We start from the raw sequence: 15,918 nt of genomic DNA on the forward strand, positions 1-15,918 counted from the left end.
AAGTTCCGGATCGACAATTACTCTCGCGGCCCATGACCGATCCTGTCGCCGCTCCCGACCTGCCCGCAGCTGCCGAGGTCATCGACCTCGCCGATCGTGTCGTCGGCAAGGCGGTACGTCGCCTCGCCCAACTCGAGGGCGGCCCCGACGCACACCAGGTGTTGGCCTACGACGTCGCGCACGCCGCGTCCGCGGTCGCCACGGCGAAGTCGCTGATCGACTACGGGAACAAGGGCGAGGTGGAGGCGAAGATCACCTGTGCGTACGCCGCCGACATGGCGCACGACGTCGCCTCCAAGATTCTCGGCCGTGAGGCCGATTGGGGTGTCGACCGCGACGCCATGTCGCTGGCGCACCCGTTCATCGCGCAGTACCGGGCGCCTGAGTTCCTCGCCTCGCTCGCCGACTCGCCGGGCCCGTCGCACCTGAGCGACGACATGACGATGGTGGCCGACACGTTCGACGCCTTCGCCCAGAACGTCATCGCGCCGCACGCGGAGCACGTGCATCGCACCAACGCCGACGTGCCGGAGGAGATCATCACCGGCATGGCCGAACTCGGTGCGTTCGGCCTGAGCGTGCCGGCCGAGTACGGCGGCTACAGCGAAGGCGGCGACGAGGAGTACATCGCCATGGTCGCTGCGACCGAAGCGCTGTCGAAGGCGAGCCTCGGCATCGGTGGCTCGCTGATCACGCGCCCCGAGATCCTGACCCGAGCGCTCGTCAAGGGCGGCACCGAGGAACAGAAGCAGAAGTGGCTGCCGCTGCTCGCCACCGCCGAGGTGATGCCCGCCGTGGCCGTCACCGAGCCCGACTACGGCTCCGACGTCGCCGGGATCACCGTGATGGCGACCCCGGCGCCGGGCCCCAACGGCGAAGACGGTTGGGTGATCAACGGCGTCAAGACGTGGTGCACGTTCGGGGCTCGCGCCGACGCGCTGACCTTGCTCGCCCGCACCGATCCCGACCGCACCAAGACCCACCGCGGCCTGAGCCTGTTCATCGTGCCCAAGCCGCGCGGCGACGCTCACGGCTTCGATCTGCGCCAGGAGATCGACGGCACGCCGACCAACGGTCGCATGGAAGGGCGCCCGATCGACACCATCGGCTACCGGGGGATGCACAGCTACGAGATCTCGCTCGAGGACTGGTGGGTGCCGGCCGAGAACCAGGTCGGCGGAGCGGAGGGTCTCGGCAAGGGGTTCTACTACCAGATGGCCGGCTTCGAGAACGGACGTCTGCAGACCGCGGCGCGCGCCGTCGGCGTGATGCAGGCCGCGTACGAGCAGGCGCTCGACTACGCCGAGAACCGCAAGGTGTTCGGCACGTCGATCCTCGAGTATCAGCTGACCCGCGCCAAGCTCGGCCGGATCGCGGTGCTGACCCAGGCCGGCCGCCAGTTCTCGCTCGCCGTCGCGACGCTGATGGCGAAGGGTGCCGGCCAGATGGAGGCGTCGATGGTGAAGGCCTACGTGTGCAAGGCCGCCGAGTGGGTCACCCGTGAAGCGATGCAGATCCACGGTGGCATGGGCTACGCCGAGGAGTACCCCGTCAGTCGCCTCTTCGTCGACGCTCGCGTGCTGTCGATCTTCGAAGGCGCGGACGAGACCCTGTGCCTGAAGGTCATCGCCCGCCAGTTGATCTCCGCCGCCAACGCCGACTGAGTCGCTCGCCGGCTTTCGCCAGCGATGACGCCGGTGACTCGGCGCTCAGGTCGTCAGTTCGTCGGCCAGGTCGTGGAGCGAGGTGATGCGTTCGAAGTCGGCGCCGGCGTGGTCGTCGTAGGGGTCGAGCAGGATCGGGTGCAATCCGGCCGCTGCGGACGCGGCGATGTCCATCGTCACCGAGTCACCGACGTAGGCGATCCGCGACCGCTCGAACTCGGCGAAGTGCCCCAGCGCATGGTCGAAGATCGTCGGGTCGGGTTTGGCGACGCCGACCACCTGGCTGTCGACGATCACCCGCATCTCGACGTGCTCGCCTGGTCCGACCTGGCAGACGGAGCGCCGCAGCATGGCCTCGATCTGCCCGGACGCGTTCGACACGACGCCCATCGGCACGCCTGCGCCGGCGAGTCGGTCGAGCGCTGATCGGGAGTCGTCGATCACGTAGCGCCACGTGGCGTGATAGCGGGTTCGGTCGAGCACCGCCATCGCCTCGTCGACGTCGTCGGCGTCCACCGACACGGACTCGACGTACGCGCGGTTGTAGACGTCCCACGACGTCTCCTCCGAGCCGGCGTCCGACTTCGCCTTCATCCCGAGGTAGTGCGCCCGCCGGTGTGCCTGGACCGACCCGTCGCCGCCGTAGTAGGCGAGCAGCGGCCCGAGCACGAGCGGGTCGGGCAGCACGAGCACGCCGCCCGCGTCGAAGATGACGGCGTCGAAACGCGTGGTCGTCACCTGCGTCAGCCGAGATGCTCGTGGAGGAACGCGGTCGCCTGCGGCCAGATGAGGTCGTAGAGCTCCTGGTTCTGGGTGCCGAGGGCGTTGTGCGGTGCCATGAACGCATGACCGCTGCCCTCGTGCACCGTGATCGTCGCGTTCTTGCCGATCGCCTGCAATTCGGCCTCGAGGTGCATCGCCGTGCTCGGCGGGAAGAAGTCGTCGTGCTCGGCCATGTGACCCTGGATCGCCGCCTCGATCTTGGAGTAGTCGGGCTGGCTGTCGCCCTGCGGGAACCCGTAGAACGGCACGGCCGCCTTGATCTTGTCGGGCCGGTTCGCGGCGAGCAGGAACGTCAGCATGCCGCCCATGCAGAAGCCCATCACGCCGAGCGCCTCGCCGGTGGTCGCGTCGTGGTCGGCGAGGAAATCGACCGCGCCGCTCATGTCGGCGGCGGCGCGTTCGGGTGGCAGCGACGACATCAGCTCGCCGGCCTTGTCCATCTCGTCGTGAGCGGCGAGTTCACCGTGGTAGAGGTCGGGTGCGAGTGCGACGAACCCGGCGGCGGCGAGGCGATCGGCCATCTCCTTGATGCCCGAGTCGAGCCCCCACCATTCCTGCACCACGATGACGCCCGGGCCCGAGCCGCTCTCGGGAACCGCCAGGTAACCCTGCGCATCGATGCCGTTGCTGGAGAAGTCGATCATCTGTCCCATGCGACAGAAACTAGCTCAGCGTTTGGCGAGACCCGTCCCGGTGAGCATCGGGATGATCTTCTCGCCGTACTCGGCGAGCGTGTGATCCTTCGCGTCGTGCTGGAGGTAGATCGCGAACTGGTCGACGCCGAGCGCCGCCAACTCCGCCAGCCGCTCGAGGTGTGCCTCGACCGGACCGAGCAGGCAGAAGCGGTCGATCACCTCGTCGGGGACGAAGCTGGCGTGCTCGTTGCCGGCGCGCCCGTGCTGGTTGTAGTCGTAGGTCTCGCGCCCCGCGATGTAGTCGGTGAGCGCGGCCGGCACCATGGTCGACATGGACGACGAGTTGCCGTATCGCTCGACGATGTCGGCCACGTGGTTACCGACCATCCCACCGAACCATCGGACCTGGTCACGTTGCGCCGCGAGTTCGTCGGCCGGGCCGACGTAGGCCGGTGCCGCGACGCAGATGGTGATGTCGTCAGGATTCCGGCCGACCGCCTCGGCGGCGGCACGCACGCTACCGATCGTCCACTCGGCGATCGACACGTCGGCGAGTTGCAGGATGAAACCGTCACAGGTCTCGCCGATCAGTTGCAACGCCTTGGGTCCGTAGCCGGCGCCCCAGACCTCGAGCTCGCTGTCGGCCGCCCACGGCAACGTGATCGTCGAGCCCTTGTAGTCGACGCTGCGGCCCGATCCGAGTTCGCGGATCACGTGGATCGACTCGCGCATCGTCGCCAGCGTGGTCGGCTTGCCGTTGGTGACCCGCACGGCGGAGTCACCTCGACCGATCCCGCACACGGTGCGGTTGCCGAACATCTCGTTGAGTGTCGCGTACGTCGACGCCGTCACCGTCCAGTCGCGCGTCGCCGGGTTGGTCACCATCGGACCGACCGTGATCTTGCGCGTCTCGGCGAGGATCTGTGAGTAGATGACGTACGGCTCCTCCCACAAGATGTGCGAGTCGAAGGTCCACACGTGACTGAACCCGTAGGTCTCGGCCCGCTTGGCGAGATCGATCACCCGCGCCGCTGGCGGGGTGGTCTGCAAGACGATGCCGATGTCCATGATGCTCCCTGTTGCTCCCTCTTACTTCTTGCTGCTTCTCGGTTGCTTCTCGGTTGCCGACCTCGTGTCAGCGGGTCTCGGGGAATCCGAGGTCGACCTTGCTGGTCGCCGGATCGGGCCATCGACTCGTGACCACCTTGCCCTGGGTGTAGAAGTTGATGCCCTCGGGGCCGTACATGTGGTTGTCGCCGAACAGGCTCGCCTTCCACCCGCCGAAGGAGTAGTAGCTGACGGGCACGGGGACGGGCACGTTGACGCCGACCATCCCGACTTCGACGTCGAACTGGAACTGGCGCGCTGCGCCACCGTCTCGGGTGAAGATCGCCGTGCCGTTGGCGTACGGGCTGGCGTTGATGACCTCCAGGCCGTCGCTGTAGCCCGCCACACGCTTCACGCTGAGCACCGGGCCGAAGATCTCGTCGTCGTAACACGCCATCCCGGGCTCGACGCGATCGAGCAGCGTCGGGTTGAGGAAGAACCCGTCGTCGGGGACACCGTTGCGCCCGTCGACCACGACCTCGGCGCCCGACGCAGCGGCACCCTCGACGTAGCCGCGGACTCGGTCGCGATGCTCCGCGGTGATGAGCGGACCCATCTCGCTGTCGGGTTCGTCACCGGGCCCGACCCGAACCGACGGGATGCGCTCGGCGATCTTCGCCACGAGGTCGTCGGCGATCTCGTCGGCGGCGAGCACGACGCTGATCGCCATGCACCGCTCCCCCGCCGATCCGTACCCGGCGCTCACCGCCGCGTCCGCGGCCATGTCGAGGTCGGCGTCGGCGAGCACGAGCATGTGGTTCTTCGCGCCGCCGAGGGCCTGCACGCGCTTGCCGTGACGCGTGCCCGTCTCGTAGATGTACTTCGCGATCGGCGTCGACCCGACGAAGCTGACCGCCGCGACGTCGTCGTGTTCGAGGAGCCGGTCGACGGCGACCTTGTCGCCCTGCACGACGTTGAAACACCCGGCTGGCAGACCGGCTTGGGCGAGGAGTTCGGCGACGAACATCGTGACCGACGGGTCCTTCTCGCTCGGCTTGAGCACGAACGTGTTGCCGCAGGCGAGCGCGTTGGCGAACATCCACATCGGCACCATCGCCGGGAAGTTGAACGGGGTGATGCCGGCGACGACGCCGAGCGGCTGGCGGATCGAGTACACGTCGATGCCGGTCGCCGCCTGTTCGGAGTAGCCGCCCTTCATCAGGTGCGGCACGCCGCACGCGAATTCGATGTTCTCCAGGCCTCGTGCGACCTCACCGAGCGAGTCCGACAGCACCTTGCCGTGCTCGGCGGTGAGCAGCGAGGCGATCTCCTTGCGGTTCGCGTCGACGAGTTCACGCATCCGGAACATGACCTCGGCGCGCTTGGACAGCGACGCTGCCCGCCACGACGGAAACGCGGTCTTGGCCGAGGCGACCGCGGCGTCGACCTCGTCGATCGACGCGAGGCCGACCTCGCCGGTCTGGACACCGGTCGCCGGGTTGAACACGGGCGAGGTCCGCCCCGATGTCGATTCGACGACCTTGCCGTCGATCCAATGTGAGATGCGCATGTGAATGCTCCGTCGTACGAGTTGCGAGGCGTATCGGTTTGTGTCTGACACAAACCGTTACGGGTCAGTGGAGGTAGGTGGACAGGCCGCGCTTGACGAAGCGGCCGTGGCCCTTGCGGCCGAGGTAGGTGTCGTTCTGCACGACGACCATCCCCCGGGAGATGACGGTGTCGACCTTGCCGTCGACGACGAAGCCTTCGAACGAGGAGTGATCGAAGTTCATGTGGTGCTTGTCGTTCACGCCGATGCGGGTCTGGGCGTTGGGATCCCACACGAGCACGTCGGCGTCGGCGCCGGGTTCGAGCACGCCCTTCTTGTCGAGGCCGAACATCCGCGCCGGGGTGGTGCAACACGTCTCGACCCAGCGTTCGAGGGTCATCTCCCCCATCACGACACCCTGGTAGATCATCTCCATCCGGTGTTCGACGCCACCCATGCCGTTCGGGATCTTCGAGAAGTCGCCGAGCCCGAGTTCTTTCTGATCCTTGAAGCAGAACGGGCAGTGATCGGTGGACACCACGGCGAGTTCGTTCATCCGCAGGCCCTTCCACAAGTCCTTGTGGTGATGCTCGTGCTTGGAACGCAACGGCGTGGAACACACCCACTTCGAGCCTTCGAAACCGGGCTGCGCGAGGTGGTCTTCGATCGACAGGTACAGGTACTGCGGGCACGTCTCGGCGAACACGTTGAGCCCCATGTGCTGCGCTCGCGACACCTCCTCGAGCGCCTCCGATGCCGACATGTGCACGATGTAGAGCGGCACGTTGCCCGCCACGCGGGCCAGCTTGATCGCTCGGTGCGTGGCCTCCGACTCGGTCTCCTCCGGTCGGGTGAACGCGTGGTACTTCGGGTCGGTCTCGCCGCGGGCGAGTGCCTGGCCGATCAGCACGTCGATGGCGATGCCGTTCTCCGCGTGCATCATCATCAGGGCACCGGACTCCGATGCGTTCTGCATCGCTCGCAGGATCTGGCCGTCGTCGGAGTAGTAGACGCCCGGGTAGGCCATGAACATCTTGAAGCTGGTGATGCCCTCGTTGTCGACGAGGTACGTCATCGCCTTCAGCGACGCTTCGTTCACATCGCCGATGATCTGGTGGAAGGCGTAGTCGACGTGACACTCGCCGGCGGCCTCCTCGTGGCGGGCGGCGAGCGTCTCGTACACGTCTTGGCCGACCTGTTGCGACGCGAAGTCGACGATCGTGGTGACGCCACCCCACGCCGCGGCCCGCGACCCGGTGTCGAAGTCGTCGGCCGACACCGTGCCGCCGAAGGGCAGCGACATGTGGACGTGGGCGTCGACGCCACCCGGCACGACGTACTTGCCGGTCGCGTCGATGACGGAGTCGGGCGTGATGCCGTACGCCGCGGCGTGGCCGGGCGCCAGGATCGCCGCGATCGATTCGCCGTCGATCAGGACGTCGGCCTCGCGCCGCCCGATCGCCGAGACGACGGTGCCGCCGGAGATGAGTGTGGTCGCCATGTCAGCCCTCCACCAGTTCGCCGTAGGCATCGGGGCGGCGGTCGCGGTAGAACGCCCAGCCGTCGCGCACTTCCTTGATGCGGTCCATGTCGAGATCTCGCACGATCAACTCGGGCTGGTACGCATCACCCTTGTCGCCGACGTAGGTGCCTCGCGGATCGACGAAGTAGCTCTGCCCGTAGAAGTCGTTGTCGCCGAGCGGTTCGATGCCGACCCGGTTGATCGCTCCCACGTAGTACATGTTGGCGACGGCCGCCGCGGGCTGCTCGATCGACCACAGGTACTCGCTCAACCCCCGATGGGTGGCCGACGGGTTGAAGACGATCTCGGCGCCGTTGAGCCCGAGCGCCCGCCAGCCTTCGGGGAAGTGGCGGTCGTAGCAGATGTACACGCCCACCTTGCCGACGGCGGTGTCGAACACCGGATAGCCGCCGTTGCCGGGCCGGAAGTAGAACTTCTCCCAGAAGCCCTTGACCTGCGGGATGTGCTGCTTGCGGAACTTGCCGAGATACGTGCCGTCGGCGTCGACCACCGCGGCGGTGTTGTAGTACACGCCGGGCTGCTCGATCTCGTACATCGGCAGCACCATGACCATCTGCAACTCGGCGGCCAGCTTCATGAAGCGCTGCGTCGTCGGGCCGTCGGGGATGTACTCGGTGTACTCGTAGTACTCGGCATCCTGCACCTGACAGAAATACGGCCCGTAGAACAGCTCCTGGAAGCAGATGATCTGCGCGCCCTGAGCCGCCGCATCGCGCGCCGCTTGCTCGTGCTTCTGGATCATCGACTCCTTGTCACCGGTCCAGTCGGTCTGCAGCAGCGCCGCACGGATGAGGTTGGCCATGGGCGAACACTAGCCATGCTCGGATCGGGGCCGTGCCCGCCGTGGCCGGGTTCATCGGCCCGTAACCCTTCTGGCCGTATCCTCGCCCGATGGGTCTGCGTGACAGCGTCAAGGTCGCCACCGACTGGCTGCTCGGTCGTGACGAACCGAAGCCGCCCGACCCCGACAAGACGGTGGAGGCCGGCTGGGTGCCGCAGTGGCAGTCACAGATGATCTGCGACCTGCTCAACGCGGAAGGGGTGCCCGCCGTCGTGACCGACGACTACGGCCTCAACCCGATGATGACCACACGCGAACCGATGGCACGCATCTTCGTGACCGAGGATCGCAAAGCGGAAGCCGAAGAGATCATCGGCGACTTCCTCGGTCACCCACCCCGCCACCGCGGGTTGTAGCGCCGAACACCATGCCGAACACCATGCCGAACACCATGCCGAACACCATGCCGAACACCATGCCGTCTGGCTCACGACGTCTTGCTGCGTGTTGCCCGACGGCCGACGACCAGCACGTAGATCGCAGCGATGGGTAGACCGAGGAACCAGCCGTTGAGGAAGACCAGCACAGACGTCGACGACTCGTTCGCGGCGAACAGCCCCCACATCACGACCATCGCCACACAACATGCCCCGGCGAACGTGAGGCCCTGTGCAGGCGAGCTTCGTGCGATCGCACCGACGGCCATCGCCGGCCCGAGCGACAGGAGAGCGAACTGGGGCCCGGCGGTCAGCGGGTTCGCATTCACCCAGTTCGCCGAGGACCAGGTGAACAGCGAACCCAGCGTCGAGCCGAGGACCGCAGCGAAAACGAGCAGCAACAGCCGGCGCACGTACCCGAAACGAGGGTCTGGCCGAGTGCTCACCCGGACGATCATGTCCCGGTGCTGCCAGATCGTCAAGCGCCACCGCCCGAGCGGCCACGATCAGTCGCAGTGATCGCGGCGATCAGTCGTCACCCCAGCGCTACATGGCGACTTTGCGGAGGAGTTCGGCGGCGAAGGAGCATTCGGGCTGCGCGGCGGGCGGACCCATCGGCATGATGCCGTGCGGGCCGACGACGTCGGTGATCAGGCGCGTCGGGAGGATCTCGACGTCGACGGTCCAGTCGTCTTGCTCGTCGGCGAGCGCAGCACGCTTTTCTTCCATCGCGTCGACGAACGCCACCGGCAGACGCCGACCGACACCCGCCACCAGCCAGACCGGCGTGCCCCACGCCGACGCCGCAGCCGCGATCGTCGACGATCCCGACGGGACCACGGCGCGCTCGGCGTCGAGCGCGAGCGCTTCGATCAACACCACGTCGGCGACCCTGGTCGCAGCCCCGGCCGCCCCGGCGTCGACCGGTTCGTAGTCGACGTCGTTGCGCTCGAGGCGACGCACGAACGACGTGGCGGAATGATCGATGTCGAGCGCCAGCACCCGCACGTCGCCACGCCGAGCGAGCCCGGAACCGATCACGCTCGGATCGCCGATCGTGACGACACAGCCGTCGTCGGGCAACGCCGCGCCCAGTTCGGCTGCGGTGCGATCCCTGCGGATCTGATCGGCGAGCTCCCAGACGGCCTCGAAGGGCTCCGACGATGTCGAGACGTTCGCGCACAGCCACCACAACGGCCCGGTGAACGGATGCCGTTCCACGATCCGACGGCAGGCCACGACGAGGCCGGCCGGGTCGACGTACAGCGAGCCGAGCGCGTGCGCCGTCTCCTCGACGAGCGCCGCGGGATCGACCCCGTGGGCCCGGGCGACGTATCGGAGATGCTCGATCGGATGCACGAACGCGACCGTACCCGTCGCCGCGGTGACGCGCCCATGCAAGCAGCCAGGAACGGAGACCGGGCAAACGGGCTCATCGGAGCCTCACCAGCTACGCTGCTCGCCGTGGCAGAGACCGACGTGAAGCTCCCCTCCGACCTCGTTCTGACACCGCTCAAGGGCGGCGCACTCGGCACCGGTCGTCCGGTGATGGAGTGGATGACCACGTTCCATCTCGCCTCGGTCGTCCTCGATCCGTACACGAACGAGAGCTCGTGGATCCTGCGCACCGCCACCCGCGTGCTGCGCGAGTTCCGTGACTGCGACGTGCGCACCAACCTGATCGTCACCGCTGGCGCCGCCGACGCCGCCACCTTCCTCGGCCCACTCACCGATGAGTTCCTCGTGTTCTGCGATCCCGAGCGTGCCGCCGTCAAGGCGATGGGGCTCACCGAGCTGCCGGCGTTCGTGCTCACCCGCGTCGACGGCGTCGTCGACGCGAAGGCCGAAGGCTGGAACCCGGAGGCATGGGAGAAGGTCGCCGACGCGATCGCGAAGATCACCAAGTGGTCGTCGATCGAACTGCCGGCCGCTGGCGATCCGGTGCCGTTCCGCGGTTCGCCCGCGCTGGGCTGATCCGACGCGGGCCGGGTCGATGATCGACGCGCCGGTACCGCTCCCCGATCTCCCGGTCGTCGAGGCGATCCCTGCGGTCCTCGACGCGCTCGCCGAGCAGCGTCGCGCGATCCTCGTCGCCCCGCCCGGGGCCGGCAAGACCACCGTCGTTCCCCTCGCACTGCTGCACGCCGACTGGCTCGGTGACCAGCGCATCGTGATGCTCGAGCCGCGCCGGCTCGCCACTCGCGCCGCAGCACAGCGCATGGCGCACCTGCTCGGCGGGCGGGTCGGTGAGCTGGTCGGCTACCAGACGCGCGACGAGCGTCGGATCGGGCCCGACACGCGCATCGAGGTCGTCACGGAGGGAATCCTCACCCGACGCCTGCAACGCGACCCGGAACTGCCCGGTGTCGGTGCGGTGATCTTCGACGAAGTGCACGAACGCAACCTGCCGACCGACATCGGCTTGGCCCTCGCTCTCGACGTCGGCGGGTCGATCCGACCCGAGCTGCGCCTGCTCGCCATGTCGGCCACGCCCGACACCGACGGCCTCGTGCGAGCGCTCGGCGCGCCGGTCGTCACCAGCGAGGGCCGCACCTACGACATCGACGTGCAGTGGGTGGCCGGGCAGCCCGTTGCTCGCGGACGGCGACGACCGGGTCCGCCCCCGCGCATCGAACCAGAGGTCGCCGCGACGGTCGTGCGCGCCCTCGGCGAACACGACGGCGACGTGCTCGTGTTCCTCCCCGGCATCGGTGAGATCCGTCGCACCGAGCAACTGCTGCGCGAAGCGCTCGGGCCGGGCATCGGCATCCACCCGCTCGCCGGCGCGCTGTCGCAGGACGACCAAGACGCCGCGCTTGCGCCGTCGCCGCCGGGTCGGCGGCGGGTCGTGCTGAGCACCGACATCGCCGAGACCTCGCTCACGGTCGACGGCGTGCGCATCGTCGTCGACTCCGGTCTCGTCCGTGAACCGAGGTTCGACCCGCGCACCGGGATGACTCGACTGACCACCGTCTCGACGAGTCGCGCCTCGGCCGACCAGCGGGCGGGTCGAGCCGGGCGCACCGAACCGGGGGTCGCGTACCGACTGTGGAGCAAACTCGAACACGGCACCCGCGCCAAGCATCGGACGCCCGAGCTGCTGCAGGCCGACCTCGCCGGGTTCGCTCTCGAACTGGCCGCGTGGGGTGTCGGCAACGACCGCAGCCGGCCCGTCGGCGACCTCGTGTTCATCGACGAGCCACCGACCGCCGCGCTTCGCCAGGCGCGCGACCTGCTCGTCGTGTTGCACGCGATCGACCCCGACACCGGTGCGCTCACCGCGCTCGGCGAGAAGATGCTCGCCCTGCCCGTGCACCCGCGCCTCGCCCGGATGGTGGCGATCGAGCGGTCCGCGCTGTCGTGCGTGATCGCGACGCTGATCGACGAGCGTGACATTCTGCGCGGTCGCCCCGACGAACTCCCCGTCGATCTCGCGTTGCGGGTCGGGGTCGTGTCCGGAGCGGCCGGGCACGATCGCGCCGACCGCGGCGCCGTGCACCGGGTTCGTGAACGAGCGCAGGAACTGGCCCGCCGGATCGGGATCCCCTTCGACCGCCAGGCGATCGACCACGGTCGCTGCGGCGAGGCGCTCCTGCACGCCTTCCCCGACCGCCTCGCCGGTCGCCGACGGCCCGGCCAGTTCACGCTGCGCTCCGGTAGCGGCGCGTTCATTCCCGACACCGACCCGATGGCCGAGGAGGCGTTCGTCGTCGCTGCCGACCTCGACGGCAAGAAGGACCGAGCCCGGATCCGTCTCGCCGCCGCCGTCGATGCCCAAGCGGTCGTCGAGATGTCGGCGCAGGGCGGCGACAACATCAAGGCCGACATCAAGGAACAGCGGACCCTCGCCTGGAACGCCGACCGCGACGACCTGATCGAGACGGTCGAGCGCCGCCTCGGCGCGATCCGGCTCGGCTCGACGACACGCCGTCCCGAACCGGGCGACGAGACGACCGCTGCGCTGATGGCCCGAGTCCGCGACACCCGGCTGGCCGTGCTCGGCTGGTCGGCCACGTCCACGTCGCTTCGCCAACGCGTCGAGTTCCTCCATCGTACGATCGGCGAGCCGTGGCCGGACTGGTCGATCGATGCGCTGGTCGGCTCCGTCGACGACTGGCTCGCCCCGTATCTGCCCGGCGCGACCGGCCGGGCCGACCTGGACCGACTCGATGTCACGATGGTGCTGCGCTCACAGCTTCCGTGGCCGATCGGCGCCGAACTCGACACGGTCGCACCACCGACGCTCCAGTTGCCGAGCGGTCGCACGGTCCCCGTCGACTACTCCGGCGAGCAGCCCACCGCAGCGGTGCGCGTGCAGGACCTGTTCGGCGTGACGGTGCATCCGATGGCCGGGGCCGAACCGATCCGCCTCGAGCTTCTCTCTCCTGCGGACCGTCCGATCCAGGTCACCGCCGACCTCCCAGGGTTCTGGGCGGGCTCGTGGAGCGAGGTCCGCAAGGACATGGCCGGCCGCTACCCGAAGCATCAGTGGCCCGCCGATCCGGCGACCGCCGAACCGAAACGCATGAAGGACCGCTGAGCGGCCGTGCCCGAGATCGTCGGTCTTCCGTTCTTCGGCGCGCTCGCCTGCCTCGCGGTCGTCTACCTCGGGGCGGTCATGCAGGCCACCACCGGCATCGGGGTCGGCATCTTGTCGTCGCCGGTGCTCTTGCTCGTCGACGCCGATTTCATCCCAGCGGGCACGCTGCTGTCGGTGCTCCCGCTCTCTGCGATGGTGGCGTGGTCCGACCGACGCCACATCGACCGGCCGGGCGTCACCGCCGCGCTGATCGGACGAGTGCCCGGAGTACTCGTCGGCGCGGCGGTACTCGCCGCGGTCTCCGACACGACGCTCGCCTTGATGGTGTCGACCACGGTGCTGCTCGGCGTCATCGTCTCGCTCACGTCACGGCGCTTCGCACCGACCACCGCCGCGCTCGTCGCGGCGGGTTTCGGGTCGGGTTTCACCGGCACCGCCGTCGGCGTCGGCGGGCCACCCATCGCCCTAACGTATCAGCACAGCGACGCCGCCGTGATGCGGGCGACGATCTCGTTGTTCTTCTCGGTCGGATCGACGTTTTCGGCCATCGTACTCGCACTCGCCGGCGAGCTCGGCGGCCGCGAACTCGCACTCAGCGCCTTCCTGATCCCGGCGGTGCTGCTCGGCCTGGTCACGGCGCGACACTTCGCGGCCTACCTCGTCGGCCCGGCAGTTCGACCGGTCGTGCTCAGTCTGTCGGCATTCTCGGCGATCGCGCTGCTCATCCGCACCATCGTGTGATCGACCGCTCGTGGCATCCGCAATGGTGGAGCTGCGCGCTGGTCGAGCGACCTCGACCTGACATCATCTCGAAGATGCGTCGCCTCCTCCCCGCGTTCATTGCCCTCGCCCTCTTCGGTGCTGCCTGCAGCAGCGACGACACCTCCAGCGACGACACCTCGGCCGCTCCCGCCACCGACGAGACACCGTCGACCGAGGCACCGTCGACCGAGCCGCCTGCGACCGATCCACCAGCTACGGAGCCGCCCGACACCGAACCCGCTGTCACCGAAGCGCCTGCGACCGATCCCCCTGCAACCGATCCCCCTGCAACCGACCCGCCGGCAACCGAGGCACCTGCGGCCGAGCTGGCACCGTTCACGCCGATCGGCGACGGACCGTACGCCGTGGGCGTGCAGACGATCACGATCACCGACGCCGAGCGCGACCGTCCGCTCACGGTCGATGTGTGGTTCCCGCTGGCCGAGGGAACGACCGGGGACCCGTATCGGTACACGTTCATCACCGGCGACTACTACGAATCGCCCCGGGCGATCGGAGCCGACCCCGCATCGATCTCGCCCGACGGCCCCTTCCCGCTCGTCGTCTACACGCACGGCTCGGGCGGGCTGCGCTACATCCACTCCGACTACACCGAGACGCTCGCCTCGCACGGCTATCTCGTCGTCGCCGCCGACCACACCGGCAACACCACGGTCGATCAGTTCCTCGGCACCGAAGACGACCGAGCGACGATCGCCTACAACCGCCCACGCGACGTGCAGGTGCTCATCGACGAGTTCCTCAACCCCGAGAGCCTCGAAACGGTCGGCTTCGTCGCGTCGGCCGACCCCGAACAGATCGCCGTGACCGGCCACTCGCTCGGCGGATACGCCACCTACGCGGTGGCATCGGGCATGGAGAACGAAGCGGGCACGCTTGCACCCGACCCTCGGATCGGCGCGTTGATCCCGCTCGCTCCGGCGCTCGGCGACGGCAATCCCGAGACCTCCCTCCTCGTCGACGAGCGACTCGCAGCCGTCGACGTGCCGACGCTGGTGATGGTCGGCACCGACGACGCATCGACGCCCCCGAGCCCGAACGTCGACCGAGCCTTCGAACTCGCCACCAGCTCCACGCTCTATCGCGTCGACCTCGTCGCCGCCGAACACCAATCGTTCACCGACGTGTGCGACTACTTGGAGTTCTTCCCGACCCTGGAGAACCCGACGGAGGCGGTCATCGAGACGGTCGAGGACTTCGCCGAGGCAGGATGCTCGGAGGGCGACATGCCCATCGACCGGGTCAAGGAGATCACCAACACCTTCGCCGTGTCGTTCCTCGATTCGGTGTTCGACGGCACCGAGATGATCACCGCCGACACGACCGAGATCCCCGACGACGTGATCTTCGCCCAGCGATAGGGCGACGCTCACGGATGCGATACCGGCACGGTCGCGCCGGTATCGGCCTGGCAGAATCTCGCCGTGCCCTCGACGGATTCACTGCTGGCGTTCAGCGCGCTGGCCTTCGCGATCATCATCATCCCGGGTCCGAGCGTCATGTTCGTCGTCACCCGTGCGCTCACGTTCGGTCGTCGGGCCGCGCTGTTGACCGTCGCAGGCAATGCGGCCGGGTTCTACGTCCAGGCGCTGCTGGTCGCGGTCGGCGTCGGCGCGATTCTCGAACGTTCGGTGCTCGCGTACAACACCGTGAAATTCGCGGGCGCCCTGTACCTCGTCTGGTTGGGGGTGCAGACGTTCCGGCGGCGAAGCGCCCTCGCCGAGGTCGCCGACGCCACCGAATTGCAACCGCGCCGTTCGATCGCGCTCGACGGGTTCATCGTCGGTGTCGCGAACCCGAAGACGGTCGTGTTCTTCGCCGCCGTGCTGCCGCAGTACGTGCGCACGGGCGGCGCACCGGCCGGCGTCCAGATGGCGGTACTCGGGCTCGTCTTCGCAGCGGTCGCCCTCGTGTCGGACAGCGTGTGGGGACTCGCCGCGGGTACCGCGCGAGGGTGGTTCGCCCGGTCGCCTCGACGCCTCGCCCAACTCGGCGGTGCGGGCGGCCTGGCGATCGCTGCGCTCGGCGTACGGCTGGCGATCAGCCGCCGCGACTGATCACTCGGCCCGCGCTGCTCCCCATGCCACGGCCACAACGGCCCAAGCGTGTGGTGAGCGTCGACGCACGCGAACGTGGCGGTGTGCAGGGCGCACACC

At 68.4% G+C, this 15,918-nt stretch carries 15 protein-coding genes; 7 read left to right on the forward strand and 8 right to left on the reverse strand.

The genetic code is table 11. The features are described 5' to 3' along the window. Positions 1–32 precede the first annotated feature (32 nt). Entirely contained in the window at positions 33–1,664 is a 1,632-nt protein-coding gene (locus ACE37B_RS22735) for an acyl-CoA dehydrogenase family protein (protein ID WP_409925636.1), read from the forward strand. A 45-nt stretch (positions 1,665–1,709) separates the two neighbouring features. Here ACE37B_RS22735 and ACE37B_RS22740 read toward each other — a convergent pair whose 3' ends face one another. The 6 genes from ACE37B_RS22740 to ACE37B_RS22765 form a co-directional block, all read right to left on the reverse strand. Beyond that, positions 1,710–2,402: an HAD family hydrolase gene (locus ACE37B_RS22740; protein WP_409925637.1), complete on the reverse strand. Its 693-nt coding sequence runs from the start codon at positions 2,400–2,402 to the stop codon at positions 1,710–1,712. Positions 2,403–2,407: 5 nt separating this feature from the next. Further along, entirely contained in the window at positions 2,408–3,100 is a 693-nt protein-coding gene (locus ACE37B_RS22745) for a dienelactone hydrolase family protein (RefSeq protein WP_409925638.1), read from the reverse strand. 15 nt (positions 3,101–3,115) lie between these two features. Further along, positions 3,116–4,150, reverse strand: coding sequence for a TIGR03842 family LLM class F420-dependent oxidoreductase (locus ACE37B_RS22750; protein WP_409925639.1), 1,035 nt, complete (start codon positions 4,148–4,150; stop codon positions 3,116–3,118). Between the two features lie 67 nt (positions 4,151–4,217). Then, positions 4,218–5,699, reverse strand: a complete 1,482-nt coding sequence (locus ACE37B_RS22755; RefSeq protein ID WP_409925640.1) for a CoA-acylating methylmalonate-semialdehyde dehydrogenase — start codon at positions 5,697–5,699, stop codon at positions 4,218–4,220. A 64-nt stretch (positions 5,700–5,763) separates the two neighbouring features. Then, positions 5,764–7,179 (reverse strand): dihydropyrimidinase, encoded by a 1,416-nt coding sequence (gene hydA, locus ACE37B_RS22760; protein ID WP_409925641.1) that lies wholly within the window; start codon positions 7,177–7,179, stop codon positions 5,764–5,766. Between the two features lies 1 nt (position 7,180). Next, a complete protein-coding gene (locus ACE37B_RS22765) occupies positions 7,181–8,023 on the reverse strand; it encodes a nitrilase-related carbon-nitrogen hydrolase (RefSeq protein WP_409925642.1) in 843 nt (280 codons plus the stop codon). 89 nt (positions 8,024–8,112) lie between these two features. Between ACE37B_RS22765 and ACE37B_RS22770 the strand changes: the two genes are divergently transcribed. Next, the gene (locus ACE37B_RS22770) at positions 8,113–8,418 is read left to right on the forward strand and encodes a hypothetical protein (RefSeq protein ID WP_409925643.1); all 306 of its coding nucleotides are present in this window, start codon (positions 8,113–8,115) and stop codon (positions 8,416–8,418) included. A 71-nt stretch (positions 8,419–8,489) separates the two neighbouring features. Here ACE37B_RS22770 and ACE37B_RS22775 read toward each other — a convergent pair whose 3' ends face one another. After that, a complete protein-coding gene (locus ACE37B_RS22775; RefSeq protein ID WP_409925644.1) occupies positions 8,490–8,885 on the reverse strand; it encodes a hypothetical protein in 396 nt (131 codons plus the stop codon). 100 nt (positions 8,886–8,985) lie between these two features. Next, positions 8,986–9,798 carry a hypothetical protein gene (locus tag ACE37B_RS22780; RefSeq protein ID WP_409925645.1) on the reverse strand — a complete coding sequence of 271 codons (813 nt, stop codon included), beginning with the start codon at positions 9,796–9,798 and terminating at the stop codon, positions 8,986–8,988. 105 nt (positions 9,799–9,903) lie between these two features. Here ACE37B_RS22780 and ACE37B_RS22785 point away from each other — a divergent pair, with 105 nt between their 5' ends. The 5 genes from ACE37B_RS22785 to ACE37B_RS22805 all read left to right on the forward strand — a co-directional run bounded on the left by ACE37B_RS22785 (position 9,904) and on the right by ACE37B_RS22805 (position 15,819). Then, the gene (locus ACE37B_RS22785; protein ID WP_409925646.1) at positions 9,904–10,413 is read left to right on the forward strand and encodes a hypothetical protein; all 510 of its coding nucleotides are present in this window, start codon (positions 9,904–9,906) and stop codon (positions 10,411–10,413) included. Between the two features lie 19 nt (positions 10,414–10,432). Further along, positions 10,433–12,979: an ATP-dependent helicase HrpB gene (gene hrpB, locus ACE37B_RS22790; protein WP_409925647.1), complete on the forward strand. Its 2,547-nt coding sequence runs from the start codon at positions 10,433–10,435 to the stop codon at positions 12,977–12,979. Between the two features lie 6 nt (positions 12,980–12,985). Then, positions 12,986–13,720, forward strand: a complete 735-nt coding sequence (locus tag ACE37B_RS22795; protein ID WP_409925648.1) for a TSUP family transporter — start codon at positions 12,986–12,988, stop codon at positions 13,718–13,720. A gap of 74 nt (positions 13,721–13,794) precedes the next feature. Continuing rightward, complete coding sequence (locus tag ACE37B_RS22800) at positions 13,795–15,123, forward strand: chlorophyllase/cutinase-like alpha/beta fold protein (protein WP_409925649.1); 1,329 nt, start codon at positions 13,795–13,797, stop codon at positions 15,121–15,123. Positions 15,124–15,186: 63 nt separating this feature from the next. Next, the gene (locus tag ACE37B_RS22805) at positions 15,187–15,819 is read left to right on the forward strand and encodes a LysE family translocator (protein ID WP_409925650.1); all 633 of its coding nucleotides are present in this window, start codon (positions 15,187–15,189) and stop codon (positions 15,817–15,819) included. Positions 15,820–15,918: the final 99 nt, after the last annotated feature.

The organism is Ilumatobacter sp. (genome assembly GCF_046290335.1).
Lineage (GTDB): Bacteria > Actinomycetota > Acidimicrobiia > Acidimicrobiales > Ilumatobacteraceae > Ilumatobacter_A.

Bases quoted from the DNA above. Each gene is read 5' to 3' on its own strand.
- ACE37B_RS22755 (WP_409925640.1), bottom strand. From the start codon at position 5,699: ATGCGCATCTCACATTGGATCGACGGCAAGGTCGTCGAATCGACATCG.
- ACE37B_RS22735 (WP_409925636.1), top strand. From the start codon at position 33: ATGACCGATCCTGTCGCCGCTCCCGACCTGCCCGCAGCTGCCGAGGTC.
- hrpB (WP_409925647.1), top strand. From the start codon at position 10,433: ATGATCGACGCGCCGGTACCGCTCCCCGATCTCCCGGTCGTCGAGGCG.
- ACE37B_RS22745 (WP_409925638.1), bottom strand. From the start codon at position 3,100: ATGGGACAGATGATCGACTTCTCCAGCAACGGCATCGATGCGCAGGGT.
- ACE37B_RS22800 (WP_409925649.1), top strand. From the start codon at position 13,795: ATGCGTCGCCTCCTCCCCGCGTTCATTGCCCTCGCCCTCTTCGGTGCT.
- hydA (WP_409925641.1), bottom strand. From the start codon at position 7,179: ATGGCGACCACACTCATCTCCGGCGGCACCGTCGTCTCGGCGATCGGG.
- ACE37B_RS22765 (WP_409925642.1), bottom strand. From the start codon at position 8,023: ATGGCCAACCTCATCCGTGCGGCGCTGCTGCAGACCGACTGGACCGGT.
- ACE37B_RS22770 (WP_409925643.1), top strand. From the start codon at position 8,113: ATGGGTCTGCGTGACAGCGTCAAGGTCGCCACCGACTGGCTGCTCGGT.
- ACE37B_RS22750 (WP_409925639.1), bottom strand. From the start codon at position 4,150: ATGGACATCGGCATCGTCTTGCAGACCACCCCGCCAGCGGCGCGGGTG.